The following is a 23,685-nucleotide window of genomic DNA, read 5'->3' on the forward strand; positions in this document are numbered from 1 at the left end:
GTGCCCTCTCGTCGGGTCCACCGGGCGCTGATCCAGCATCTCGCGGACCAGCCCTACGGTTTCTTCTCGAACGTGGCCGTCATCAGCACCCACAGGTTCGGATCCAAGCGTACGCTATCCGGCGCGGTCAGGGCGGCGATGGTGAACGAGTTGGATTTCGCCGACACCCGCACCCGCTCCAAGGTCGGTGTGGGCTGCCCCTTGCTGTACACGCCGATCTCGATCGGCATCGTGAACAGGCTCCCGTCGCGCTGCACCTGATCGAGCGTTACGCGTACTTGGCGGGCCGCAGCATCATACGTCCAACGGCCCGCCAGCTCGAGGGTGCCCGGTTTGTAGAGCCACTGCTCGAAGAACCACCCGAGCTCCTGGCCCGACGCTTCCTCCATGGCACGCCGGAAGTCGGCGGTGGTGGCGCTGCCGTTGAAATGCCGCGCGTAATACGCGCGAATGCCGCGCTGGAACGCCGCCTCGCCGATCACGCCGCGCAGCATGTGCAACGTCCAGCTCCCCTTCTGATAGGTGTGGGAGCTGGTGACATCCTCCATGCGGCTCAGGTTGTTGTGGATGATGGTGTACGCCGGATTCTTCGCCGCGAAGCCCATGACCGTGTTGCGGCTGGCCTGTAGCCCGCGCACGAATTCGTCGCGGCCGTACGCGTGCTCGATGTACAACAGCGTGAAGTATGTCGCGAAGCCTTCACTGAGCCACACATCGTCCCAGTCGGCCTCGGTCACGGCGTTGCCGAACCACTGATGGGCGATCTCGTGGATCACCACATTGCGCCACCGCACACTGCCGGTTCCCGTGACCGAACTCTCGCTGTACAAAATGGCCGATGCCGCCTCCATACCACCGCTCACGCTATTCGACTGGATGTTGGCCAAGCGTTCGTAGGCAAACGGCCCGACGTAGTCGCTGTAGTAGGCCAGGACGTCCTTCGTGGGCGTCGCAAAATCGGCAAACCCGGCGTCGCGATCCTGCGCATACACCCACGTCTCGATGGCCTTCCCCTCGAACGTCCCCACGCGTTGCACGGCAAAGCGCGCCGCACCCAGCACGTACAGCCACGGCGCAATCGGCACCGAATTCTTCCAGTGCGTGCGACGGCGGCCACCGGCCACATCGGTGATCTCCACCTGCACGCCATTGGACACGATCTGATACTGACTCGGGGCCGTGACGATGAACTCGCTGGTGGCCTTGTCGTACGGATGGTCGATCGTCGGCAGCCAGTGGCGGGCCTTATCGGGCCAGTTGTCGCTGAAGAACGTGCGATCGCCGTACTTGTTGTTGCCGATCTTGAGCCCGGTGGCGGCTTTGCCCCGATAGCGTACCACCAACCGCGCGCGCTGATGCACCGCCGGCGCCGACGCCAGCGGCACCAGGAGCACATCGTTGTCGTGCGTGAACGGCATCGGTGTGCCATCCATCGTCACCCCCGATACGCGCATCCCTGTGCCGCCTCGCGCCGCACTCGTACTCACGAGATCGAGTCGCACCACACGCACGCCGGGCCCCACGAAACGGAGGTCCAGCGTCAACTCGCCCACGATCAGGTCGGTCGTATCCGACAGCTCGATCGTGAACGCGTAGTTGAGCGCATCGATGTTGGGATTCTTGGGGTACGTATCCGTGCGCGTGGGTGGCGCGAGGAACGCGCCCACGACGGCCAGCACGGCGGCGGAAAGGTGGTATCTCATTTGCGGAATTGAATCACGCCGGCTTCGCCGATCGTGCGTTGTACATCACTGATGCGAGTCGGCACAAAGCCACTCAGATTTTCCACGCCGTCGGCGGTGACGAGTGCCATGTCTTCAATGCGGATGTAGAGTCGCTCCTCGGGAATCCAGATCATGGGATCGATCGTGAACACCATCCCCGCCCTGAGTGGCACGCCGCGCACCCGACCCACGTCGTGCACGGCCATACCCACCGGATGCTGGAAGTGTCCGCGGAACACCAGCCCTTGCTGCACGGCTTTCAGATGGGCCGGTGACGCAAATGTTTTCCCGACCAGATACTGCGTCATGTCGGCGGCCGCGCGGTCGAGCACCTCATCAGCGGTGACGCCGGGCTTGATATACCGGAAGAGCGCATCGCGATATGCCACGATGTACTCGTACAGCGCCGCTTGGGCCGCGGTGTACGTCCCGTTCACCGGCCAGATGCGTGTCACGTCGCTCGTATAGTAGCGGTAGTCGGGGGCGTAGTCCATCAGCACCAGATCGCCGTCGCGCAGCGCATCCGACTTGCGGAAGTAGTGGCCCAGAAACGCGTTCGTGCCGCCGCCGATGATCGAGGCGTAGCCGTCGCCGCGTGCACCACCCGCATGGAACACGTACTTGGCGGCCGCATCGAGCTGATACTCGTACACGCCGGGGCTCGTGGAACGCATCGCTTCCATGATGCCGAGTCCTGCGAGTTGCGTGGCCCGGCGAATGAGCACGATCTCGGCGGCGCTCTTGATCACCCGCAGACTGTCGAGCGCGGGCGACAGATCGCGCACTACGAACTGCGGGAAGCGCTCGTTCACGAGTCGCACGAAATGCGCCTCGCGAGACGGGCGGCCATCCCACGGATCACTCGCCGCGCGTGCCTGACCCGCCAACAGTTCGTCGCGACTGTCGTTGCCGGTCTCCATGGGGCTGAGTGGCGTGTAAAGCGCCAACGCCGGCGGACGAATGAGGTCGGCGCTTACGAGATCGAGCGCGAGACTCTCCAGTCCCTTCACCTGCGTGACGCCGGTGAGTCGTGTCACGAGGGCCGAATCCTCCGCCGAAAGAATCTTCCCCTCGGAGCGCTCCCGTCCCTCGTCGCGATGCGGGAGATACAGCGTGGCCGTTCGTGTCCGGCCGTTCAGCAGCAGGTACGCGTGCGCCGATTCGAGGCCGCACAGGTAGTAGAAATCGTTCGATTGGCGAAACACGCTGAAGCCGGGCACGCCGCTGGCGCCTTGCACGACGGCGATCGCCTGCGTGCCGATCGCGTCGAAGATCCTGGCGCGGCGAGCGGCGAATTCCGCCACCGTGAAGTCGGTCTGGTAGGCGTGCTTCTCCTGGGCGCGGCTGGCCGACGGTGCGGCGAGCAGCAGACAGGCGGTCAGACACCACGAACGCGGAGAACACATGAGGCGGCGGGGAGGCGAGGGCGGCGGGTGGGCGAGGACCCGGAAAGCATACGGCCCCTGTCGCGGCGGCAGCAATCCCTGAGTTTCGCGATCGATCACCCCATCAACGCCGACTATGAACCTTCACCGAGCCACTAGGTGGGACGCCGGGCAAGCAGCGCGCGCAACAGCGGCGGCTGATACTGTCGCGTCACACGGATCGCGTGAAACTCCTCGAGGAGATCCGGCACCGCGCCGTGCTCCCGCAGCGCGACGTCACGGAGCTCGTCGCGCACCACCACGGCGGGCACCGGGGCCATGGCATTGAGTTCGCGGGCCAGCAGGCGCAGGGTGCGTCCGACAATCATCGCCGAGGCGGACGACATGGCGATGCCCAGAACCGTGCAGCGCACCACAACGCACCTAATTTCGAGCAGTTGTTGACTCGTTGGCGGAGGTGATCGATGGCATGATCGCGAAACACGCGCTGGTGCGACCGCTGGTCGAGCACGGGTGGCTGCACCTGTTTCGCATCGATCCCGCGACTGACCCGTGCGGCGCGCTACCCGTGGTGTGACACGACCTCGACGCCATCACTCGCGAGAAGCGCGTCTTCCCACGCATAATCCCGCGTCACGCGCGGCTGCGCTGCATACCACGCATACGTGTCGCCCATCCCCGCCTCCAGCGGCGTGAGCGTAAGACCGAGCTGCTCCGTCACGCCCGAGGAGTCAACCGTGATGGCGGGGAGATCGAGATACACACCGAAGTAATTGGGTGGCTGCATCAGACCGCCGCCCATCTGCTGAATCTGTGCGCGCGGCACGTGGGCCACCTGCAACGCGTGTCCCGATGCCCGCGCCAGCAGCCTCACAAAATCAAGCTGCGTAATCGGCGGAAAGCTCCCCAGATTGTACGCCTGCCCGATCGCGACGTCGTGCGTGGCGGCGAGGATGGCCGCCCGGGCCACGTCGTGCGCAGACACCCACTGCATCGTCGCCTGCCCAGCATCGGGAATGATGATGGGCCGGTGGTCGCGCAGGCGATCGAAGAAGAACGCTTCGCGATCGAATGCGTTATTCGGTCCGTAAATGAACGCCGGACGCAAGGTGCTCACCGGCACCCCTTCGTGCGCACCTAGCGCAAACAGCGCGCGCTCCGTATTGGCCTTCTGCGCGCCGTACACCTCCGGATGATCCTCGGCCACCAGCGCGGAATCCTCGGTATATACGCCACCCGTGGGATACACCGCGACACTCGACGTGAACACGTAGCGGGACAGACCGGGAGCCGTGGCGCGCGCCGCCGCCAGCACCTGCTCGGGCGTCGTCCCGCGCTGCCAATCGTACACATTGTCGTACACGACATCGAACCGTTCACCGGTCAGCGCACCCTGCACCGCCGCGGCATCGTTACGATCGCAGCGAATGGATCGTACGCGGTCGCCAAAGGGCGTGTCGTGTCCCCGGTGCATCAGTGCCACCTCGTCGCCACGCGCCAGCAACTGCTCCACCAGCGCGCGCCCGATGAGTTGGGTGCCGCCGATCACAAGGACACGCGCCATGGTTTACTCCGCTGAGTGCGAGAGGGGCAAGAACGGGGATCGAGAGCGCGTACGCGACGCCGCGCGAGGGCTCATCGCGCACGCGATTGCAGGAACGAGACGCCATCCATCTCTCGGCTCACGGCCGTCGGCACCGCGATACCCAGATGCTGCAGGATCGAGGGCGCGATGTCCACGATCGCCGATGCTCCGCTGGTAAAGCGCGCACGGAGACGCGACTGGTTCGTCACGATCCACGTGGTGCGTTCCCGTTCCGACTGACCGCCGTGCCCCTTACCGTTGCGCGCGTCGCGCCCGTGATCGGTCGTCACCACGATCATCCAATCCTCGCCGAGGGCTTGACGCTGCTTCACCGCCGCCCAGATGCGCCCCACCCGTTCATCCGCTTCCCGCACCGACGTGTGGAATGCGTCGCTGTCGCCGCGCGCGTGCGCCACATCGTCGGTGTGTTCGAGGTACACCCACGTCAGGTCGGGCCCGTTCGCCGCAATGTACGCAGCGGCCTCGGAGGCAACGCGCTCGTCGATGGCCTGGATATATCGCGACGCCGGATCGTGCGGAAAGGCGACCGTATCCCGTTCGAATCCGTCGGCCGCATGATCGAGCCGGAAGTCGCCCGCCCCGGGGCGCCCTTCGCCCACGAGCACGGTGCGGTTGTCCAGCCACGTGGAAAACAACGCGGTCTTCCGGGAGGCATCGACCGACTCCACGATGCGGAAGATGTTCCAGTACGCGTAGTTGGGGGACTGGTTGTTGTTGTTCCAGACGTTGTGCTTATTGGCCCACGTGCCCGTGAGCAGGCTCATGTAGCCGGGCGCCGAAATCGTCGGGGTCTCGGTGCGGCCTCCCTTCTCGCCACCCACGTGGGCGCGCGCGTAGCCACCGGCCTTGGCGATCTCATCGAGCACCGGCGTGGGGACTTGCTCGATCACATCGGCCGGGATGCCATCGAGCAGGATGAAGACGGCTTTGCGGGGGATTCCCGCGGTCTTACCCACGGGCACGCGGCAGGCCGACAACAGCGTGAGGCCGAGCAGGACGGGGAGGAGGGTACGCATCCGGTGTAATTTACGACGATCTCTTCCACTCGACGCCTTCCTTCGCCTCGTGACGCTTCTTTCCTGCTCCAATATCGGTATCTCGTTCGGAGCCACCGAACTCCTCAAAGAGATCACCTTCACCGTCGCCGAAGGTGAGCGGTGGGGGATCATCGGTCGCAATGGCGCCGGGAAGACGTCGATCTTCGGCGTCATCACCGGCGAGATCCAGCCCACGGTCGGTGCCGTCGCCCGCAAGCCGGGGCTCCGTCATGCGCTCCTCGACCAGCACCGGGCGTTCGAAGGGGCCACCACGGTGTGGCAGGCCGGCGCCGCGGCATGGCGCGAGGTCATCGCCCTCGAGCAGCGCATCGCCGAGCAAGCGATGGCCCTCGGGGAGATGGGCGACAAATGCACCGATGAGATGCTCGAGAAGTTCGGGCACGATCAGGAACGCTTCGCCGACCTCGGCGGCTACATCTACCACGCCCGCGTAGATGCCGTGCTGCAGGGACTCGGCTTCGACGCCGAGGAGTCGAAAACGCGGCTCGTCTCCACGCTATCGGGCGGAGAGCGCGGACGGGTGGGGTTGGCGGCGCAGCTCATCGCGCCCGCCGACCTGCTCATGCTCGACGAACCCACCAATCACCTCGACCTCGACACCACCACGTGGCTGCAGGAGTGGCTCAAGGAGTGCGACGAAACCGTGCTCGTGGTGTCGCACGATCGGGCGTTCATGGACGCCGTGTGCACGAACATCCTGCACATCGAGGCCAAGTCGTGCGAGGCGTACAAGGGGAACTACAGTCAATTCGTGCCGCAGCGCGCCGAACGACGACTCACCCGCGAGCGCGAAGTGGAGAAGCAGCGCGCGTACGTGAAGAAGGAAGAGGAATACATCCGCCGGAATCTGGCCGGCGTCAACTCGTTCCAGGCGAAGGGCAAGCGCAAGCGACTCGAACGCCTGCCGCGCCTCGCGCCACCGGTGGGTGATCCAGCCGCGATGTCGCTCCAGTTCACCGTCGCGGAGCGCGGCGGCGACCAAGTGGTCTCCATCGATGAACTGCGCGTCGAAGTGCCGGGGCGCGTGCTCGTGAATGACTTCACAACGACGCTGCGGCGCAACGACTTCGTGGCGCTCGTCGGCCCCAACGGTGCCGGCAAATCCACGTTCATCTCGACCATGCTGGGAGATCTCGCGCCGGCCAGTGGTCAGGCGCGCGTGGGCAGTTCGATCACGCCGGCGTGGTTCCGGCAAGACCTGGGAGATCTCCCGCTTCGCCTGTCACTGTCGGACGCCATTCAGGCCCAGCGGCCGCTCTGGAGCCGCGGCAACATCCAGAACCATCTCGGCGCCTTCGGCTTCAGCGGCGACGAAGTGTTCCGTGAAATCCGCACCCTCAGTGGTGGCGAGCGCGCCCGCATGGCGCTGGCCCTCATGACGCTCACCGGGGCCAACCTGCTGGTGCTCGACGAGCCCACGAATCACCTCGACGTCGAGAACATCGAAGTGCTCGAAGACGCGCTCGACGAGTACGAGGGCACGGTGCTGATCGTGAGCCACGACCGGGCGTTCCTGCGCCAGGTGGCCACGCGCGTCTGGTGGTTCAACGGGACGCGGCTGATGGACTTCGATGGCCCGTTCGAGGAATGGGAGGCGGATCAGGCACGCCGCGCGAAGTAGCGCGGGGGGAGACCGGCCCACCGGACTCCCCCCTTGACCGCTCAAGTTTACACTGTTAACATAAAGTCGTATGATCGCACATCACGCGCCTCCCACCGCCGACTTGGGCGAAAAATCACCGACCACGCGGGCGGAACGCGTTCGCACCCGGTCGATCGCGCGGCGGGAAGCCGAGCGACTCCAGCTTCGGGACACGGTGCTGGAGATCGCCAGTCGGCAGCTGGTGGCCAACGGCTACGAGCGCTTTTCCCTGCGCGAGGTGGCGGAGGAGGCTGGGTATTCGCCCACGGCGCTGTACCGCTACTTCGCCGACCGGGATGCGTTGCTGGAGGAGGTGTGTCAGGGGTACTTCGCGCAGTTCGGCGAGGTACTGCGCGCCGCCGACCGGTCGGCGACCATGCCGCGGGAACGGCTTCTGGCGCAGGCGCAGGCCTATGTGCAGTACGCCATCGAGAACCCGGCCATCTACAAGCTGATGTTCTTGGAGCGCCCCGACTGGGGGATGGGAATGTCCATGGACGACGTTGCCGCAGATACCGGCTTCATGGTCCTCAGCGACGCCGTCGCGGCGCTCGCCGCGGCCGGTGGTCTGGGAAAGTTGGAAGTGGGTCCGGCCAGTCTCATCCTCTGGAGCGGTGTCCACGGCATGGCGGCGATGGCGGTCACCATGAACCTCCTCCCCCCCGCCCAGCTCCTCGCGATGACCCACGCCATGTCGGAGGTCGTGCTTGCTGGATTTCACTCTCCCTGACCGCCGGTCCGGTCCGACGCCATCGGCCCACGAAGCGAACCGCGTTTTTTTTGGGCTTTAAAGATTACAGCGTTAACAAAATCGTTGCCGTACATCACGCTACTACCAACAACACCACACGACTCGCCACCATGCGCCCGAACACTCCCCGCCCCCGCCACCCGCTCGCCGCCTCCACGCTCGCTTGGGCCACCACCGTCGTGGCGTCCGCCCTCGCGGCCTCAGCCCCCATCGCCTCGGCCCAGTCGACCACGCCGCCCCCATCCGCCACTCGTCAATCCGCACCCACGGCGGCAACCGGACGGATCACCGGCGCCGTGCTCGATCTTACGACGAGACACCCGGTGCCCGACGCCCAGATCACCGTCGTCGGCACCACCCTGACCGCTCGTACCGACTCCGCCGGGCGCTTCGCCGTCGCGCGCGTTCCCGATGGGACCTACACCCTTCGCATCACCCGCCTCGGTTATCGCATCGCGCTCAAGCCGGATCTGCTGGTCGTGCCCGCCCGCACCACCCAAACGATCGTCGAGCTGGAAACCGCCGCCGCCGCGCTCTCGGCGGTCACGGTCGAGGGCGGTGGCCAATCGCTCACACCCCCGCGCCAGATGCCCAACTCGCGCGTGGCCCTCAGCTACGAGGAAATCCGACGCTCCCCCGGTGCCGTCGGCGACGTCAGCCGCCTTGTCCAGGCTCTCCCCGGCGTGGTTTCCGGCAACGATTCGCGCAACGATATCATCGCCCGGGGCGGCTCCCCCATCGAGAATCTCACCCTGATCGACGGCATCGAGGTGGCCAACATCAATCACTTTGCCGATCAGGGGACCACCGGTGGACCCATCGGCATGATCAACAACGAACTCGTGCGCGACGCCACCTTCATGGCCGGCGGGTTCGCCTCCAAGTACGGCAATCGTCTCTCCAGCGTCCTCGACATCGGCCTGCGGGAAGGGACCACCGACGCGTGGCGCACTGAATTCGATCTGAGCACGGCCGGCGCCGGCCTGATCGCCGAAGGCCCACTCGGCCGCTCCGCCTCGGTCATCATGTCCGCCCGCCAGAGCTACCTCGACCTGCTGGCTCCCGCGCTGGGGCTGACGGCCACCCCGTACACCACGAATTTCCAGACCAAGCTGGCCTGGCATCCGACTTCGCGCAGCACCATCGCTTTCGTCGGCCTGGGTGGGCTCGACAACATCACCTTCAAGAGCGGCGCCGCCGATACCAGCGACGCCCGCCCCCTGGGCAGCACGCGCTTCCGCGGCGATCGCTGGATTGGCGGCGTCACCTGGAATCAGCTGCTCGGACAGCGAGGCTCCAGTCGGCTGGTGTTGAGCGCGGCCACCACGAATACGGCCGTGCGCACGATCGAAACGGTGGTGAGCACCACCCCGGTGCTGGATACCGATTCGCGTGACACGGACCTGACCGCGCGGTACGAGCTCCAGTGGTCATTCCCCGGCGTGGCCGATCTCTCCACCGGCGTCAGCGCGAAGCGGCTGTCGCTTCGCAGCGATCTCCAGGCCCCGTTCGGTGTCGAGAATCCACTCACACCCGTACCCGGACGCGTGGATGCCATCGAGGTGATGCAATCCACCGCCACCCCGCTGCTCGGCAGTTGGCTCGAACTCACGCGCTCCATCGGTGCGGTGGATCTCGTCGCCAGCGCCCGCGTGGACCGGTATCAGGCGCGACAGGCGGTGCGCGTGTCGCCCCGGGCGTCAGCCACGTGGCACCTCTCCGATCAGTTGGCGCTCAGTGGAACCTGGGGCCGGTATCATCAGCAGGTCCCGCTGTTCATCACCGCCAACATTGAGGACAACGCCGACTTATCACCCATGCGTGCCGATCAGGCCATCGCCTCGCTGCGCTGGACGCCGCGCAGCGACCTGCTGTTTTCGGTGGAGGGCTTCGACAAGCGCTACGCCGACTATCCCGTGTCGCGCGACTACCCCATGCTGTCGGTGGCGAACACTGGTGATGATTTCGGGATCGGCGCCGTCACGGTGCCGATGCTCAGCCGAGGCACGGGACGGGCCAAGGGGCTCGAGCTGTTCGTGCAGCAGAAGTTCACGGGACGCACGTACGGGCAACTCAGCTACACCCGCTCGTCCGTTCAGCATCGCGCCCGTGACGGCGTGTGGCGGCGCGGGGCGTACGACACCCCCGACCTCGTTACGATGATTCTGGGTGTGAAATCCGGATCGCGGCGCGAGCTCTCCACCCGGCTCAGCTGGGGAACGGGCCGCCCGACCACGCCGCTGCTGAACAGCGCGAGTGCCGCACAGAACCGGCTGATCTTTGATGTCGCACAGCTGAACACCGGTCGGGCGCCCAACTACTTCCGGCTGGATATCCGCCTGGACAAGCGACTCCCCATTCGCGGCACCTGGCTCTCCACGTACATCGAACTGCAGAACGTGACCAACCGGCTCAACAAGACCACGCTCGACTGGAATCCGAAAACCGGCCGCGCCCAGTGGCGGGAGCAGACGTCGTTCCTGCCGGTGGGTGGCATCAACTGGAAGTTCTGACCGATGGCCGCGGGGGCGTTACTCGCCCCCGCGCACTTCACTCGCCGTCCGCGTTTGCCATCCCGCCAGCTGCTTTGCCACCGGCAACTGACGCACCCGCACGCCGGTGGCGGCGAAGATCGCATTCGCGATGGCCCCACCGGCCGGCGGCACACCGGGCTCGCCGATACCACCCGGCAATCCTTCGCTGCTCACCAGATGCACATCCACTACGTGCGGCGCCGCCCGCATACGTGTGACGCCATAGTCGCGGTAGTTCGACTGCACCACTTTGCCGCCGGCAAAGGTGACTTCGCTGGTCAGCAGGTTGCTCATCGCCATGATCAGCGCGCCTTCCATTTGCGCGCGCGCCCGATCGGGATTGGCGATGAAGCCGGCGTCGACCGCCACCGTGGTCTTCGGCACCAGCACCGTGCCATCGGGCTGCACCTCGACTTCCACCACCATCGCCACGTACGACAGAAAGCTGCGATGGATCGCGATGCCGCGTCCCTTGCCGCGCGGAAGTTTCGCCCCGCGCCATCCGCTCTTCTCGACGGCCAGCTCCACCACCGTGCGGGCGCGGGCAATGTCGAGCGGATGATCAGCCCACGTGGCGCCGTAGTTGCTCGCCGGTGCCACCAAGCCCGCCTTGGAGAGATCGACCACGCGATCGGGGCCCAGTAATCCAAGGAGAAAGTCCGCCGGATCCTTCTTCGCGGCATACGCCAGCTCATCCACGAACGAACCGATCGCGAAGCCGTGGTGAATCGCATTCACGCTGCGATACCAGCCGATGCGCGTGTGCGCCACCGCCTCGCAGATCTCGACGCGCATGTTCGGAATGTCAAACGGAATGTCGCTCGCACCATTTGTGAGTTCATCGGGCTCCGCGCCGGTCACATTCGGCGCGAAGGTGGCGCCGATCGCCGGATACGCCGACCGGTGCAGCCACGCCGTGACCCTGCCGTTCGCATCGAGCCCGGCTTCCAATCGATGCGCCGCCACCGAATGCAGATACGAATGGCGCAGGTCGTCTTCACGCGTCCACTGCACGCGCACCGGCGCACCCACCTCGCGAGACAGGAACGCCGCCTCGCAGATGAAATCCGGCTTCGATTTGCGACCGAATGCACCGCCCAGCAGCGTCACATGCACCGCCACGTGTGCGGCGTCCACCTTGAGATACTGCGCCACCGTATTGCGCGCGTCCTGCGGTGACTGCGTGGGCGCCCACACCTCCACCTTGCCGTTGGCCACGTTCGCCAAGGCGGCCACCGGCTCCATCTGCGCATGCGACAAGTGCGGCATGTAGTACTCCGCCGTCACGCGCTTCGTCGCGCCGGCCATCGCCTTCGGCACGTCGCCCACCGCACGCCCCGCCTTTCCTGGCGCCCGCACCGACGACAGCAGGGTGGCCTTGTAGGCGGTGCTGTCGTACGTCGCGTGAGGGCCGCTGTCCCACGTGATACGCAGCGCGTCGCGGCCCCGGATCGCCGCCCACGTGTTCGTCGCGATCACCGCCACACCACCCAGCGGGAAGAACGCACTCGGCACCGGCGTCTCGGGAATGCGCACCACCCGCTCCACCCCCGGCACCTTGAGCGCGAGGCTGTCGTCGACGCTCACGACCTTGCCGCCCCACACCGGCGGCCGGCTGATCACCGCCACCTTCATCCCCGGCAGCGTTATGTCCGCACCGTACATCGCCGTGCCCGTCGTCATCGGCACGAGATCGACCGACGGCATCCGCTTCCCTTCCCATCGCCGTTCGCTCGGTGCCTTGATGCGCACGCGCTCCTTGGCCGGCATCGGAATCGCGCGCGCCGTGCCCACCAGCGAGCCGAACGACTTCGTGCGACCACTTGCCGTGTGCACCACCGCACCGTTGCTGGCGCGTACCTCGCTCACCGCCACGCCCCATTCCTTCGCCGCCGCATCCTCGAGCAGCGCACGCACCGTGGCACCCGCTTGGCGATACGCCGGCAGGAAGTCGCGGATACTCGTGGAGCCGTCGGTGTTCTGATTGCCGTACTTCTTGTCGTCACCGAGGGCCTGCTCCACCCGGCAGGTGGCCCAGTCGGCGTCCATCTCGTCGGCGATGATCATCGGCATCGTGGTGCGGATGCCCTGCCCCATCTCCGAGCGATGACAGATAATCGTGATGATGCCGTCGTCGCCAAGGCGCACGTACGCATGCGGTTCCCACGGCTCGGCGTTGGGCGCGAAGGGCGCGTCGGTGGCCTCGAGCCGTCGCACACCGAGTGTGCTCGCGGCCACCAGCAAGCCGCCCATCCCCAACAGCTTCATGAAGTCACGACGATGCGTGTCCAACGTACCGGTGGACACCGACCCGAGCTCCGGCGAGCTGGCCGTGCGGGTGATCCAGGGCAGTCGCGGCGTCGCGCTCATCGTGTCGCCTCCGCCGCCGCCTTGATGGCCGCACGAATGCGTGGATACGTACCGCAGCGACAGATATGTCCGTTCATGGCCGTGTCGATGTCGGCATCGCTCGGCGTCGCATTGCGTGAGAGAAGCGTGGCGGCCTGCATGATCTGGCCGCTCTGACAGAATCCACACTGCGGCACGTCGATCTCGCGCCACGCCACCTGCAGCGGATGCCCGCCGGTCGGATGCAACCCTTCGATGGTGGTCACACTCGTGTTGGCCAGTGACTGCATACGCCGCTGGCAGGCGCGCACCGGGGCGCCGTCCACATGCACCGTGCACGCACCACACTGGGAGATACCGCAGCCGTACTTGGTACCCGTGAGCGCGAGCTCGTCACGCAGATACCACAACAGCGGCATGGTGGGATCGCCGTCGAACGTGCGAGCAGCACCGTTCACGGTGAGGGAAATCGGGGCGATACTCACGGGGTCTCCACGAAGTAGGATCCAGGACGCACGTCCGCCTGCGACCGTAGCGGGACACGCGCACCACGCGTCATGCCCGCGCGAGCGGGCACCACCAACGCTCGCCCTGCATACGCAGCTGGCGAGACCCGCCGCACGATGGTCGTCACGCGCCGCCCGGCCACCATCCGCGTCACCTCCACGTCCACCGCCTGCATCGACGTGAGGCCGATGTGCACCGGCATGTCGCTCTGCGCGTCGTATCCGGAGCCCGCATCGACCCATCGCGTGGCCAGCAGCACGCGGCTGCCGACGCGGTACACACGCACTTCCGCGCCGGCGGCGGTGGCGTGGCCGTTCGCATCGACCACGCGCACCTGCAGCGATCGTCGCGCTACCGCCGGCGGCAGCGCGTGGCGCAAGACGGGATGCGATGCCTCCGGCCGTGAGCCCGCCAACGCGAGATCGAGCGCACCATCGCCGTCCACATCGGCCCACTGCACCCCATGACTGGCGGTCAGCGCCAGCAGGTTGTCCGGCGTGGCGTCCACGAAGGCGGAGGCTTTTCGGGTAAACAAATAGTCGCGGAAGCTCTCCGTGGCCGACACCGTGCCGTTCACGTACAGATCCAGCAAGCCGTCGTGATCGATGTCAGCTGGCGCACACGTGTCGTAGCGCCCATCGATAGCCACTCCCCACGCCGTGCTCACGTCGCGGAACGATCCATTAACCGAGCCGAGGAAGAGCCCGTTGGGTCCGTAGTTGGCGGCGATGATGTCCGCGACGCCGTCGTTGTTCACATCGGCGACGCAGGGGCGCACGGTGCCTTGAGTGGCGACGTTCGCCCCGCGCCCGCCCCACGCCAAGCCGAGCGACTCCGCGACATCCGTGAAGGTGCCGCCGTCATTGCGGTAGAAGCCGTTCGCATCGCCGTCCTGATTGGCGACGTACAGATCGAAGTCCCCATCCTTCTGATAGTCGAACCACACCGCACCCACGCTCTTGCGCGGATCGGCCAGCCCGACCTGCGCCGCCACATCAGCGAACACCCCACCGGTATTGCGAAAGAGCATATTCGCGCGATCGCGAAACGCCACGAACAGATCGAGATCACCATCGCCATCCACATCGAGAAACGCCGGCTGACGTACCGCCCCGGTCTCCACGCTGAGCCCACTTGCCGCCGTAATATCGGTGAACCGCGCCCCGTCGTTGCGGTACAGGCGCAAGACAGGCCCCGCACCCGGCGTGAAGCCCAGCAGCAAGTCGGGGTCGCCGTCGGCATCAACATCACTCCACGCGGCGGCACGGGTGGCGCGCGCATCGGCCACACCGGCCTCGGCGCCAATGTCGCGGAACGTGCCGCCCGTGTTCAGGTACAGCCGGTTCGGCGTCCCGTTGAAGCCCACGAAGAGATCGAGATCGCCATCCCCGTCGATGTCGGCGAAGGCGTTGGCCAAGGCCCCACCAGCCGCGAACAGTTCGGGTTGTAGCGGCACGAAGCGGGGCCGGCCCGGCTGCGCCGACAGCGCGCCCGCGAAACCGATCCACCATGCCAGCGCCGCGTACACACATCGTCTCGTTCGTACCATCAGACATCGCTCGCTCGTATCGAGCCGCTGCGCGCACCGGAGCGTTCGCGTAGCGGCTCGGACCACCGCAACAATAGGACGACCAGCGCCACGGGGCTAGAGCGGCGGTGCGAGTCAAGCTCAGGCCAACCGTGGCACTCCCCTTCTGGCGTACCCGCCGGCCACGACGTACCCTAGAGAGGTGCGATCACCCTTACCTGGTACCGCGTCATGAAAGCTGTCGGCGAACTCCTCAAGAAGCACGACGGGACGCTCTGGCACGTGACCCCCGACACAACCGTGTATGCGGCCGTCGTGCAGCTGGCGCACTATGGTGTAGGCGCCTTGCTCGTGATGGACGGACACCGGCTGGCGGGTGTCTTCTCGGAGCGAGACTACACGCGCAAGATCACGTTGCAGGGTCGCAATTCGAAGGAGACCATAGTCTCCGAGATCATGACGGCCGATGTGTTCACGGTGAACGCGACTACGCGGACGCGCGACTGCATGGCGCTGATGAGTGCCAAGAAGATCCGCCACCTGCCCGTGCTCGATGGCGACCGCGTGCTCGGCATGATCTCCATCCGCGACATCATGGATGACATCATCGCCGATCACGAGAGCACCATCGCCACGCTGCACAGCTACATCCACTCGTAACCGCACCCCATCGTTGCCCATCATGACACGCGGCATGGCCGCCCGGGGGCTGGCGGTTGCCCTGCTGCTGTCCCTCGGCTCGACCCTTCGCGCGCAACGGGTAGTCGATCTCGACGCGGCCACCATCACCGAGCTCAACGCCGCCTTCGACGCCGGCACGCTCACCTCGGTGCAACTCGTGTCGCGCTATCTGTCGCGCATCGCCGCGTATGACCGGCAGGGACCGGCGATCCACGCCGTGATCACGCTGAATGCGAAGGCCCTCGAGACCGCCCGCGCACTTGACGCCGAGCGCAAGACGAAAGGCACGCGGTCGCCTCTGCACGGTATTCCGGTCGTACTCAAGGACAACTACGACACGCGCGATTTGCCGACCACGGGTGGGTCGGTGCTGCTCGAGGGCTACATCCCCGCCCGCGATGCGGTGCTGGTGCAGAAGCTGCGCGATGCCGGGGCGATCGTGCTCGCGAAGGTGAACATGTCGGAGTTCGCGTCATCGGGAGCCTACAGTTCGCTCGGTGGCCAAACCCTGAATCCGCACCAGCTGGCCTTTGCGCCGGGGGGGTCATCGGGCGGCACTGGCGCGGCCATTGCCGCCGCATTCGCGCAGTTCGGACTCGGCACCGATACCGGCGGCAGCATTCGCGGACCAGCGACAGTGAACGGCATCGTGGCGCTCAAGCCGACGCACGGCCTGCTCAGCCGCACCGGTATCATTCCGCTAGCACTGTCATTCGACACCGGTGGCCCGATGGCGCGCAGCGTCACCGACATCGCGATCGCACTTGGCGCCATGACCGGCGTCGATGCCGCCGATACCGCCACGCGTCGCAGCGAGGGACATGCCGAGCGCGATTACACCAGGTACCTGAAGGCCGATGCGCTCAAAGGCGCGCGGATTGGTATCGCGCGCGACTTTACCGGCTTCGACACCGAGGTCGACTGGATCGTGGAGTCGTCGCTCAGCGCGATGCGCAAGGCTGGCGCCACGATCGTCGAGGTACGCTTTCCGACGTGGATGCTCGAGGCCAAGGATGCGTGGTACACGGCCGTGCGCTTCCCCGAGTTTCCTCCGCAGATTGCCGACTACCTGCGGAGCACGCCGGCGGGCTACCCGAAGACGCTCGCCGAGTTGATCGAGCGCAGTCAAGGGTTCACGTCGCTTGGCGCGAGCGGCACGGCCCCGAACGCCTCGCGCTGGGCGAAGTTCGTGAGTGAATTGGCCAGCGGCACCACCGAAGACTATCGCTATCGCTCGGTGTACGATCATGCGCTGCCGATGATGCGCAACGTAGTGAACGGCGTGCTGGCGTCGAACCAGCTCGATGCCATCGTGTACCCGACGCAGTCCGTGAAGCCCGGGCGCATCGACGCCGCCGGGAGCAGTGCGGCACCCGATGCGCAGAACATCGCCAATCTGACCGGCTTTCCTGACCTCATCGTGCCGGCCGGCTTCAGCGACAACCGACTGCCGATCGGGATCTCGTTTCTGGGCACCGCGTGGAGCGAACCGAAGCTCATCGCGCTCGGCTACAGCTTTGAGCAGATCACCCGCGCCCGCCGGCGGCCGGTGACGACACCGGCACTGCCGGGCGAGGCGGTGGTGGTCAAGTAGGGGTCATCCAGGCATCACGCGTGGATGTACTTCTCGAAGACCGCGCTGAAATCCTTGCGCGTGTGATCGTCGCGCACCGCGTCGTTCATGGCATCGAGCACGGCGCGATAATGACTGACCACCGACGCCGGATCGGTGACCGTGTTGTTCAGCTTCATCATGGCACCGAGCACCGAGGCCGCGGTCATCGCGTGCGCCCGTCCCACTTCGTCACGCTTCTGCAGCTTGCCGATGGTGTGGAGCGCCTTGTACATGTCCTTGAGCGCTTCCAGATGGCTCTTGCGCACATCGATGCTGAACGGCTTGTCGCCGATCGTGAACTTGAGCTCGATGTCGAGATCCACCGTGCCGGCGGTCTCGATCGATACGTGGGCGATCGGGTACTGCGCGTAGTCGTAGCGACGGATCACGCGCTTCGCCGAGATGGCGGATTCACCATCCACGTGAATGAGCGCCAAGTTCGTGAAGCAGTACTCGTCCTTCCGTGACTTGATCAGGAAGTAGATCCGTTCCTGATCCTCGTGAAACAGGTAGTCGTCGGCGTCAACCTTGTCGAAGTCCTTGGATTCGACGATCACACCGATGTCGCTGAGGCCCAGCGCCTCGGCGGCGAATTTCTTGAACATGTCATCTCCAGAAGTTGGAAGGTGGGACGGCGCGGGACCGACGAAGGCTACTGCATCGCCATCACCGCAGCCAACCGGGCCACGGATTTCGCACGGCGCAGCATCGCAGGAGTATCGGCGAATTCCCCAGGTTCAGCCCGCACGTAGTCAGCGGGACGCCGCCAGGTCGTGGTGGTAGACATGTGTCAGATCCGGCTCGATCGCCACGAAGCCGGCTCCCGGCTGCTCGTCGGCAAACACGACGATGGTCACGGCACCGCCGACTGGCTGCGTTGACAGCACGCGATGCCGATGCGTCATGTACGGTACCGCTTCAGGCGTAACGCGGGCCTCCCAGACCCGCCCCCGGAATTCATCGAGTACCCGATCTGCGGCCCCGTCCCGCAGGACGCGACCACGATGGAGCAGCACGATCTGCACGAGACGATCACGAATCAGGTGTGGCTTCGAAGTCGCAAGAAGCACGAGACGGTGCTCAGCGGCCTCCTCGGCAAGGTCCAGCAGGGAAGAAAAGTCGGCATCGTCGAGTTCGTGACACGGCGCATCCAACAACAGCAGTCGTGGTGATCCCAGCAAGGCGATAGCCAGCATCATTCGCCAGCGCATCGCAGGCGTCAGTTCACCGACGCGCAGCGTCCGCGCGTGCCACAGCCCGACACGGTTCAACTGCGCCTCCACACGCGCCGACCGGATCTGGGGAGCGGACGGCGCGTGGAGCGCGGCGAAGTGCTCCAGCGCCACATGGACGGGCATCGGGAGCGGGACCTGCGTATCCCTCGGTACGTGCGCGGCAATCGGTCGCAGCAGCGCCGGACTGCCGAGGACATCGATCTCTCCGAAGCATACGGTGCCCTCATCGGGTCGCTCGCGCGCACCCAGCACGTTCAACAGCGTCGACTTGCCGGCCCCCGGTGGACCGATCACGCATGTGAGCCCGCTCATCAGGGTGAGCGACACGTCGTCCAGGGCGCGGGGGCAGTGGGCGTAGTGCTTCGTCAGGTGATCCACCCGCATCTGCTGCGTGCGACGCTCCCGGAGCGCCTCGATCGCGATCGACGGATGCATCAGCTGTCCGGCCGCGGGCGGAGTGACCGCCCAGGTGCCTCAGGCGGTGCCGACGGTGGGCGCTCGGCCAGTGGACGTCGCAACTCGGCCACGATCGCCCTGGTGATGTCGATCGAGTCATCGGCGTCAACCTCGAGGCCACTCGTCGCACGATCGAGCGCGAGGTGGTATCCCTCGCGCACGCGTACCACGCGGACGGCATCGCGAATCCGAAGCAATAGGGGTCCACGCAGTTCGTCGAGGCGCTGCTGAATGATGCCATCGAGGTTCTCGAGCATCTGCTCCACGAGCAGCTCCCTCGCCCGCAAGTTGAGTTTGCCGGCTTCACGCTCGCGCGGTGTGAGCCGCTGTTCAACCTTCACCAGTTCATCAAGCGAGCGTCGCAGCGAATCCGACGCCTCCGCCACCATGGTGCGCGCCTTCGCCTGGTCGAGGGCGAACTCCGATTCCACCGCGCTCCGCTCCGGCATGGAATCGAAGACCACGCGCGAGTCGTACACCGCGATTCGGGTGGCAGGCACACGTGGCGGGCGTGGCGCTTGCTGGGCAGTCACGCAGTCCGGCAAGCCCACGACGACCACAGCGACACACAGCAGCGTCGTTCGCATCAGAACCTCGCTCCGATCAGTAGGGGCATGAACGTCATCCATTGCTCGCCCGTCCGCGCCGGTGTGCGAACCGCGTGCAGTCGGAGTTCGACAAAGAAGTCTCGACGACCGAGCGCAATGATCTCGCCGACGCCGACATTGATGCCGGGTGCCTGCCGCTCGGCAAAGGAATCCGTCGGCCCGTTACGCCAGTACCATCCCGCTCCGGCTACGCCGTATAGCTCGAGCTTTCGCTCATGTCGGCGGGTCGTGACATTGGCGAGCACCGCGCCGACGTGGGTGTTCTCAGACGCCACGTTGGGTCGCGCATCGCGAAACTGCGCGTACATCCCTTCAAGGGTCAACCCGACCGGCACACGCGGAGCGCGCAACCAGAGCGCCCCCTTGAACGTGACACTCTCGGCGACATCGCGGCTGAAGGCGCCCGCGGGGACCGCCGTACCCAGAGCGACGGAGGGTGCAATGGACCACTGGGCCTGCGCCGGCCGGACGACACCGAGCGCGGGAACGCACAACAACGCGAGCGCGAACCTGACGGTGAAACGCATACGACCTGCTCCGGAAGAGATGGTGCTGCTCGTCGCGGTCCCGAGGGTGGCACCGCGACGACGATGCGTGATGTTCGACTACGGCGTTCGCGGCGGCAGCGGCGGCAGCGGCGCCAGCGGCGCCAGCGGACGCTCGACCCGCCGCGCACCCGGCGACGTGGTGGATGGTGTGCTCAGCGACGCCGAGCCGCCTGGCGGTGCCGCTCGCACCACGGACGCGTCACCGCCCGCCTCGGCGTTCAGCAGCATCGGGGTCTTGCCGTCGGTCACGATCACCTTGGCGTTCGGGCTCCGCGCCAACTCGCGAAACGCTTCGATCGACTGATACGAGATGATGGATGGGGTCAGTCCCTGTGCGATGATGGCCCAGGCATCACGAATGCCGGTGGCTTCGATCGTGCGCCGCTCAGCCTCCTGGCGTTCGCGGTCCAACACGAAGCGCATCTGCTCCGACCGCTGCTCCGCCTCAAGCTTCTCCTCGATGGATCGGGCGAGGTCGGCGGGAAGACGAATACTCTTGAGCAGCACCGTCTCCACTTCGAAGCCGCGGGCGTCGAGCACCGACATCATCTGGTCCTTGATGGCGCGTTCGATACCGGAGCGTGTACCGGAGTGCAGATCCTTCGCCATGTAGCGCGACGATACATCGGCCGCGGCCGAGCGGAAGACGGGGATGATGACGTCCTCTTCGTATCGCACGCCGCTCGTCTCGAGGATGCGCGCCACCTGCTCCGGGCGTGCACGATACAGGATCGACACTTCCGCCGACACGTTCAGCCCCTCGCGGGTCGGCATCTCGAGACGCACCTCGCGGTTCACGACGCGCGATGGCACACGCAGCACGGAGTTGACGCCCGGTATCAGCAGCTGCGCACCGGGCTGCAGCGGACCGCTGGCCACGCGCCCGAAGCGCGTCTTGACGCCGATCTCGTCCTGACGAATCGTCGCGCATGCCCCAAGCGGTACTACGAGGAGAACGGCAACCGCGACACGGAGGGATTTCGGCGAGGGGACGCGCGACGTCGCAATCTGGGACTTGGACATGAGAGGCTCACGTCGGAAGGTGGCGCGAAGCGCGAGTAGCTTCGCAAGGCCACCGCACAGGCGTGCGGTGGATGCGAAGGTCTCGCGCAGTCCGGCTCTCCATCACTGGAGCCGGAGCCCAGCCAACCCGTGCGCACTCGCGAGCGCAGTCTTGACGGATTGGTTGCACGGGCCGTGGCCCGCGGTGCTACTCCCCTTCTTCGTTTAAAATAGGCGCATGCTGCGCGATGGCCAGCACCGAGCAGATTGATTGTTCAATATGAATCCATAGAGAAAACCGATGTGTTGGCTGTCGTGGGGCACGCCCTCACGAGCATTCGCGTGGTGACCGCGAAGCGCCGACGCGCGCCACGGCCGCATTCCCAGCGGGCTCGATGCACCGCATCTTTCCCGGTATGACGTCACGAGCTCCCCGTCGCGTGTTCATGCTGGGCGCCACCGGCACCATCGGTCGCGCCACCGTGCGCGCGTTGGTCCGACAGGGACATGACGTCGTGTGCTTTGGTCGCCCACCGCGCAGATCGCACGGAGTGCCGCCCGCGCCTCCCGCGCCGCCCGCCGGCGTGATCGTCCGCACGGGCGATGTCGGCGACCCTACGTCCATCGCTCGCGATGGCTTCAAGGGCGAGCACTTCGATGCCGTCGTCTCCTGCATGGCGTCGCGCACCGGTACCCCGCGCGATGCATGGGCCATCGACCATCGGGCGCATATCCACGTGCTCGAGGCGGCGAAGGCGGCTGGCGTGCCGCAGATGGTGCTACTGTCGGCCATCTGCGTGCAGAAGCCGCAGCTGGCCTTTCAGCAGGCCAAGTTGGCGTTCGAGCAGGCGCTGATCGACTCCGGACTGACCTGGTCCATCGTGCGCCCCACCGCATTCTTCAAATCGCTGTCAGGGCAGGTCGAACGCGTGAAGCGCGGGAAGCCATTCTTGATCTTTGGTGACGGCACGCTCACCGCCTGCAAGCCGATCAGCGATGACGACCTCGCGGCGTTCATCGCGTCCTGTCTCGACGACCCGGAGCGCCAGAACCGTGTGCTCCCGATCGGCGGTCCGGGCGACGCCCAAACACCGCGTCAGCAGGGCGAGCAGTTGTTCGCGCTGCTCGGACGCGAGCCGCGATTCAAGCAGGTGCCCGTGGGGCTGCTCGACACGATCATCAGCGTGCTCACCGTCGTGGGCCGCGTCATCCCGCCGCTGGCCGACAAGGCGCAGCTGGCGCGCATCGGGCGCTACTACGCCACCGAATCGATGCTCGTCTGGGACGCAAAGCGTGCGCGCTACGATGCCGACGCCACGCCATCGACCGGACACGACACGCTCACGGACTTCTTCGCCAAGCGTTTGCGCGGCGAGGCGACCGACGATCGCGGCAAGCACGCGGTGTTCTCGTGACGCGACGCCCCGCCTAGCGCAGTCCGCGCACGAACTGCAGATACACGGCGCGCTGCGCGTCCACCGCCGCGACCGGACCGAAGCACTGAAAGAACAGCGTCCCGCGCGGCGTCTCCGCCACGACGGCAATCAGTTTGTGCCCCGGACGTGCCGCATCGGGCGCCGATCCCGCACCCGTGCCGCGCGCATAGGTGCCGCTGTACTCGGCGACCGTAAGCGGAAACGCACCCGTCGTATCACGGCGCACCGTCTCCGCGACGTCGCCACCGGCCGGATTGCTGAACTGACTCTTCCATCGGTCCAGATTCGCCTGCGACGAGCCTCCCTGCCCCGGACCGAAGAAGTACACCACGATCTCCACCGGGATCGCGCTACCGGTCGCTGGCACACGATACTCCGCGAGACGCATACTGGACGACGGCGTGGAAGCGACCCATCCCGCCGGCACGGTCGTACGGTACTCCAGAAACGTGGCCGGTACCGTGGAGCCGGGGGTCGTGACGCCCTGCGCCTGAATCGAGACGGTGGGCGCGACGAACAGCAGCAGGCTGGCGGCGAACGGGAGGAAACGCAGGACGTTCATCGGGGATGGGGCGAGAGAGAAGGACGACCGGTACAACGTACGCCTCGCCATACGGTGAAGCAAAAGCCCGGCCTCCTGCTCGCCATCGACCCGCCGTAAGTCGGTGGCAGTCCGCGATGATCGTCGGGTAGCGGCCACCCACAGCGTCTCGCATCTTCCGCGAGTCCGACGCACCTGCTGGCTTGGAATCCCCGCTACCTACGCCATGTCGCCCACGCGCCGCGAAGCCCTCGCGCAGTTCAGCGCCCTGCTCGCCATGCCACTCGTTGGCTGGCCCGTGCGCGCCGACGATCCGCTCGCCGGAACCATCGCGCAGTTTCAGGCCGGCCGACTTCGCGGCGACTTCTCCGCCGTCGAGGTCACCACCGAAGCGCTCAAGCGCTGCCGCGCCAGCAACGACGCCCTGCGCGCGATCGATCAACTCGCCAACAACGCCCTCGAGGAAGCCCGGGCCTCCG

General features: G+C 66.1%; 21 protein-coding genes. 7 read left to right on the forward strand and 14 right to left on the reverse strand.

Annotated features, from left to right (window positions below; all coding sequences use genetic code 11):
• Nucleotides 1–53 precede the first annotated feature (53 nt).
• The 5 genes from ACIRA7_RS02620 to ACIRA7_RS02640 form a co-directional block, all read right to left on the reverse strand.
• A complete protein-coding gene (locus ACIRA7_RS02620; RefSeq protein ID WP_396219242.1) occupies nt 54–1,703 on the reverse strand; it encodes a M1 family metallopeptidase in 1,650 nt (549 codons plus the stop codon).
• Entirely contained in the window at nt 1,700–3,130 is a 1,431-nt protein-coding gene (locus ACIRA7_RS02625) for an aminopeptidase P N-terminal domain-containing protein (RefSeq protein ID WP_396219243.1), read from the reverse strand. The genes ACIRA7_RS02620 and ACIRA7_RS02625 overlap by 4 nt, the downstream gene beginning before the upstream one ends.
• Nucleotides 3,131–3,264: 134 nt before the next feature.
• On the reverse strand, nt 3,265–3,495 hold the full coding sequence (locus ACIRA7_RS02630) for a hypothetical protein (protein ID WP_396219244.1): 231 nt from the start codon (nt 3,493–3,495) through the stop codon (nt 3,265–3,267).
• Nucleotides 3,496–3,671: 176 nt separating this feature from the next.
• Entirely contained in the window at nt 3,672–4,673 is a 1,002-nt protein-coding gene (locus ACIRA7_RS02635) for an NAD-dependent epimerase/dehydratase family protein (protein ID WP_396219245.1), read from the reverse strand.
• A gap of 71 nt (nt 4,674–4,744) precedes the next feature.
• Nucleotides 4,745–5,731 carry an alkaline phosphatase family protein gene (locus ACIRA7_RS02640; RefSeq protein ID WP_396219246.1) on the reverse strand — a complete coding sequence of 329 codons (987 nt, stop codon included), beginning with the start codon at nt 5,729–5,731 and terminating at the stop codon, nt 4,745–4,747.
• 49 nt (nt 5,732–5,780) lie between these two features.
• On the opposite strand from ACIRA7_RS02640, the gene ACIRA7_RS02645 reads away from it, so the two are divergent.
• From ACIRA7_RS02645 to ACIRA7_RS02655, 3 genes are all read left to right on the forward strand, one after another.
• The gene (locus ACIRA7_RS02645) at nt 5,781–7,394 is read left to right on the forward strand and encodes an ABC-F family ATP-binding cassette domain-containing protein (protein WP_396219247.1); all 1,614 of its coding nucleotides are present in this window, start codon (nt 5,781–5,783) and stop codon (nt 7,392–7,394) included.
• 70 nt (nt 7,395–7,464) lie between these two features.
• Nucleotides 7,465–8,145, forward strand: a complete 681-nt coding sequence (locus tag ACIRA7_RS02650; protein WP_396219248.1) for a TetR/AcrR family transcriptional regulator — start codon at nt 7,465–7,467, stop codon at nt 8,143–8,145.
• 131 nt (nt 8,146–8,276) lie between these two features.
• On the forward strand, nt 8,277–10,679 hold the full coding sequence (locus ACIRA7_RS02655) for a carboxypeptidase regulatory-like domain-containing protein (RefSeq protein ID WP_396219249.1): 2,403 nt from the start codon (nt 8,277–8,279) through the stop codon (nt 10,677–10,679).
• An 18-nt stretch (nt 10,680–10,697) separates the two neighbouring features.
• Here the strand turns inward: ACIRA7_RS02655 and ACIRA7_RS02660 are convergent, their stop codons facing one another.
• From ACIRA7_RS02660 to ACIRA7_RS02670, 3 genes are read right to left on the reverse strand one after another with little or no spacing between them, the layout of a single operon-like run.
• The gene (locus tag ACIRA7_RS02660; RefSeq protein WP_396219250.1) at nt 10,698–13,070 is read right to left on the reverse strand and encodes a molybdopterin cofactor-binding domain-containing protein; all 2,373 of its coding nucleotides are present in this window, start codon (nt 13,068–13,070) and stop codon (nt 10,698–10,700) included.
• Complete coding sequence (locus ACIRA7_RS02665) at nt 13,067–13,528, reverse strand: (2Fe-2S)-binding protein (RefSeq protein WP_396219263.1); 462 nt, start codon at nt 13,526–13,528, stop codon at nt 13,067–13,069. Before ACIRA7_RS02665 ends, ACIRA7_RS02660 begins: the two co-directional genes overlap by 4 nt.
• Before the next feature lie 2 nt (nt 13,529–13,530).
• Nucleotides 13,531–15,084, reverse strand: coding sequence for a CRTAC1 family protein (locus ACIRA7_RS02670; protein ID WP_396219251.1), 1,554 nt, complete (start codon nt 15,082–15,084; stop codon nt 13,531–13,533).
• A gap of 231 nt (nt 15,085–15,315) precedes the next feature.
• Between ACIRA7_RS02670 and ACIRA7_RS02675 the strand changes: the two genes are divergently transcribed.
• A complete protein-coding gene (locus tag ACIRA7_RS02675) occupies nt 15,316–15,744 on the forward strand; it encodes a CBS domain-containing protein (RefSeq protein ID WP_396219252.1) in 429 nt (142 codons plus the stop codon).
• Between the two features lie 22 nt (nt 15,745–15,766).
• Nucleotides 15,767–17,359 carry an amidase family protein gene (locus tag ACIRA7_RS02680; protein ID WP_396219253.1) on the forward strand — a complete coding sequence of 531 codons (1,593 nt, stop codon included), beginning with the start codon at nt 15,767–15,769 and terminating at the stop codon, nt 17,357–17,359.
• Between the two features lie 14 nt (nt 17,360–17,373).
• Here the strand turns inward: ACIRA7_RS02680 and ACIRA7_RS02685 are convergent, their stop codons facing one another.
• The 5 genes from ACIRA7_RS02685 to ACIRA7_RS02705 all read right to left on the reverse strand — a co-directional run bounded on the left by ACIRA7_RS02685 (nt 17,374) and on the right by ACIRA7_RS02705 (nt 21,250).
• Nucleotides 17,374–17,985: a PH domain-containing protein gene (locus tag ACIRA7_RS02685; RefSeq protein ID WP_396219254.1), complete on the reverse strand. Its 612-nt coding sequence runs from the start codon at nt 17,983–17,985 to the stop codon at nt 17,374–17,376.
• Nucleotides 17,986–18,132: 147 nt separating this feature from the next.
• Complete coding sequence (locus ACIRA7_RS02690) at nt 18,133–19,050, reverse strand: ATP-binding cassette domain-containing protein (RefSeq protein WP_396219255.1); 918 nt, start codon at nt 19,048–19,050, stop codon at nt 18,133–18,135.
• Entirely contained in the window at nt 19,050–19,658 is a 609-nt protein-coding gene (locus ACIRA7_RS02695; RefSeq protein ID WP_396219256.1) for an OmpH family outer membrane protein, read from the reverse strand. Before ACIRA7_RS02695 ends, ACIRA7_RS02690 begins: the two co-directional genes overlap by 1 nt.
• The gene (locus tag ACIRA7_RS02700; protein WP_396219257.1) at nt 19,658–20,206 is read right to left on the reverse strand and encodes a hypothetical protein; all 549 of its coding nucleotides are present in this window, start codon (nt 20,204–20,206) and stop codon (nt 19,658–19,660) included. Before ACIRA7_RS02700 ends, ACIRA7_RS02695 begins: the two co-directional genes overlap by 1 nt.
• Nucleotides 20,207–20,284: 78 nt before the next feature.
• Nucleotides 20,285–21,250 carry a prohibitin family protein gene (locus ACIRA7_RS02705; RefSeq protein WP_396219258.1) on the reverse strand — a complete coding sequence of 322 codons (966 nt, stop codon included), beginning with the start codon at nt 21,248–21,250 and terminating at the stop codon, nt 20,285–20,287.
• A gap of 395 nt (nt 21,251–21,645) precedes the next feature.
• Between ACIRA7_RS02705 and ACIRA7_RS02710 the strand changes: the two genes are divergently transcribed.
• Nucleotides 21,646–22,644 carry an NAD(P)H-binding protein gene (locus ACIRA7_RS02710; RefSeq protein WP_396219259.1) on the forward strand — a complete coding sequence of 333 codons (999 nt, stop codon included), beginning with the start codon at nt 21,646–21,648 and terminating at the stop codon, nt 22,642–22,644.
• Between the two features lie 13 nt (nt 22,645–22,657).
• Here the strand turns inward: ACIRA7_RS02710 and ACIRA7_RS02715 are convergent, their stop codons facing one another.
• Complete coding sequence (locus ACIRA7_RS02715) at nt 22,658–23,227, reverse strand: hypothetical protein (protein WP_396219260.1); 570 nt, start codon at nt 23,225–23,227, stop codon at nt 22,658–22,660.
• A 205-nt stretch (nt 23,228–23,432) separates the two neighbouring features.
• On the opposite strand from ACIRA7_RS02715, the gene ACIRA7_RS02720 reads away from it, so the two are divergent.
• Nucleotides 23,433–23,685, forward strand: a 253-nt coding sequence (locus ACIRA7_RS02720; RefSeq protein WP_396219261.1) for a hypothetical protein, incomplete at its 3' end; no start/stop codon positions are given.

Source organism: Gemmatimonas sp., assembly GCF_044376735.1.
Classification (GTDB): domain Bacteria; phylum Gemmatimonadota; class Gemmatimonadetes; order Gemmatimonadales; family Gemmatimonadaceae; genus Gemmatimonas.

Bases quoted from the DNA above. Each gene is read 5' to 3' on its own strand.
- ACIRA7_RS02690 (WP_396219255.1), bottom strand. From the start codon at position 19,050: ATGCATCCGTCGATCGCGATCGAGGCGCTCCGGGAGCGTCGCACGCAG.
- ACIRA7_RS02650 (WP_396219248.1), top strand. From the start codon at position 7,465: ATGATCGCACATCACGCGCCTCCCACCGCCGACTTGGGCGAAAAATCA.
- ACIRA7_RS02700 (WP_396219257.1), bottom strand. From the start codon at position 20,206: ATGCGTTTCACCGTCAGGTTCGCGCTCGCGTTGTTGTGCGTTCCCGCG.
- ACIRA7_RS02655 (WP_396219249.1), top strand. From the start codon at position 8,277: ATGCGCCCGAACACTCCCCGCCCCCGCCACCCGCTCGCCGCCTCCACG.
- ACIRA7_RS02625 (WP_396219243.1), bottom strand. From the start codon at position 3,130: ATGTGTTCTCCGCGTTCGTGGTGTCTGACCGCCTGTCTGCTGCTCGCC.
- ACIRA7_RS02710 (WP_396219259.1), top strand. From the start codon at position 21,646: ATGACGTCACGAGCTCCCCGTCGCGTGTTCATGCTGGGCGCCACCGGC.
- ACIRA7_RS02705 (WP_396219258.1), bottom strand. From the start codon at position 21,250: ATGTCCAAGTCCCAGATTGCGACGTCGCGCGTCCCCTCGCCGAAATCC.
- ACIRA7_RS02695 (WP_396219256.1), bottom strand. From the start codon at position 19,658: ATGCGAACGACGCTGCTGTGTGTCGCTGTGGTCGTCGTGGGCTTGCCG.
- ACIRA7_RS02660 (WP_396219250.1), bottom strand. From the start codon at position 13,070: ATGAGCGCGACGCCGCGACTGCCCTGGATCACCCGCACGGCCAGCTCG.
- ACIRA7_RS02715 (WP_396219260.1), bottom strand. From the start codon at position 23,227: ATGAACGTCCTGCGTTTCCTCCCGTTCGCCGCCAGCCTGCTGCTGTTC.
- ACIRA7_RS02635 (WP_396219245.1), bottom strand. From the start codon at position 4,673: ATGGCGCGTGTCCTTGTGATCGGCGGCACCCAACTCATCGGGCGCGCG.
- ACIRA7_RS02620 (WP_396219242.1), bottom strand. From the start codon at position 1,703: ATGAGATACCACCTTTCCGCCGCCGTGCTGGCCGTCGTGGGCGCGTTC.
- ACIRA7_RS02675 (WP_396219252.1), top strand. From the start codon at position 15,316: ATGAAAGCTGTCGGCGAACTCCTCAAGAAGCACGACGGGACGCTCTGG.
- ACIRA7_RS02680 (WP_396219253.1), top strand. From the start codon at position 15,767: ATGACACGCGGCATGGCCGCCCGGGGGCTGGCGGTTGCCCTGCTGCTG.
- ACIRA7_RS02630 (WP_396219244.1), bottom strand. From the start codon at position 3,495: ATGTCGTCCGCCTCGGCGATGATTGTCGGACGCACCCTGCGCCTGCTG.
- ACIRA7_RS02685 (WP_396219254.1), bottom strand. From the start codon at position 17,985: ATGTTCAAGAAATTCGCCGCCGAGGCGCTGGGCCTCAGCGACATCGGT.
- ACIRA7_RS02640 (WP_396219246.1), bottom strand. From the start codon at position 5,731: ATGCGTACCCTCCTCCCCGTCCTGCTCGGCCTCACGCTGTTGTCGGCC.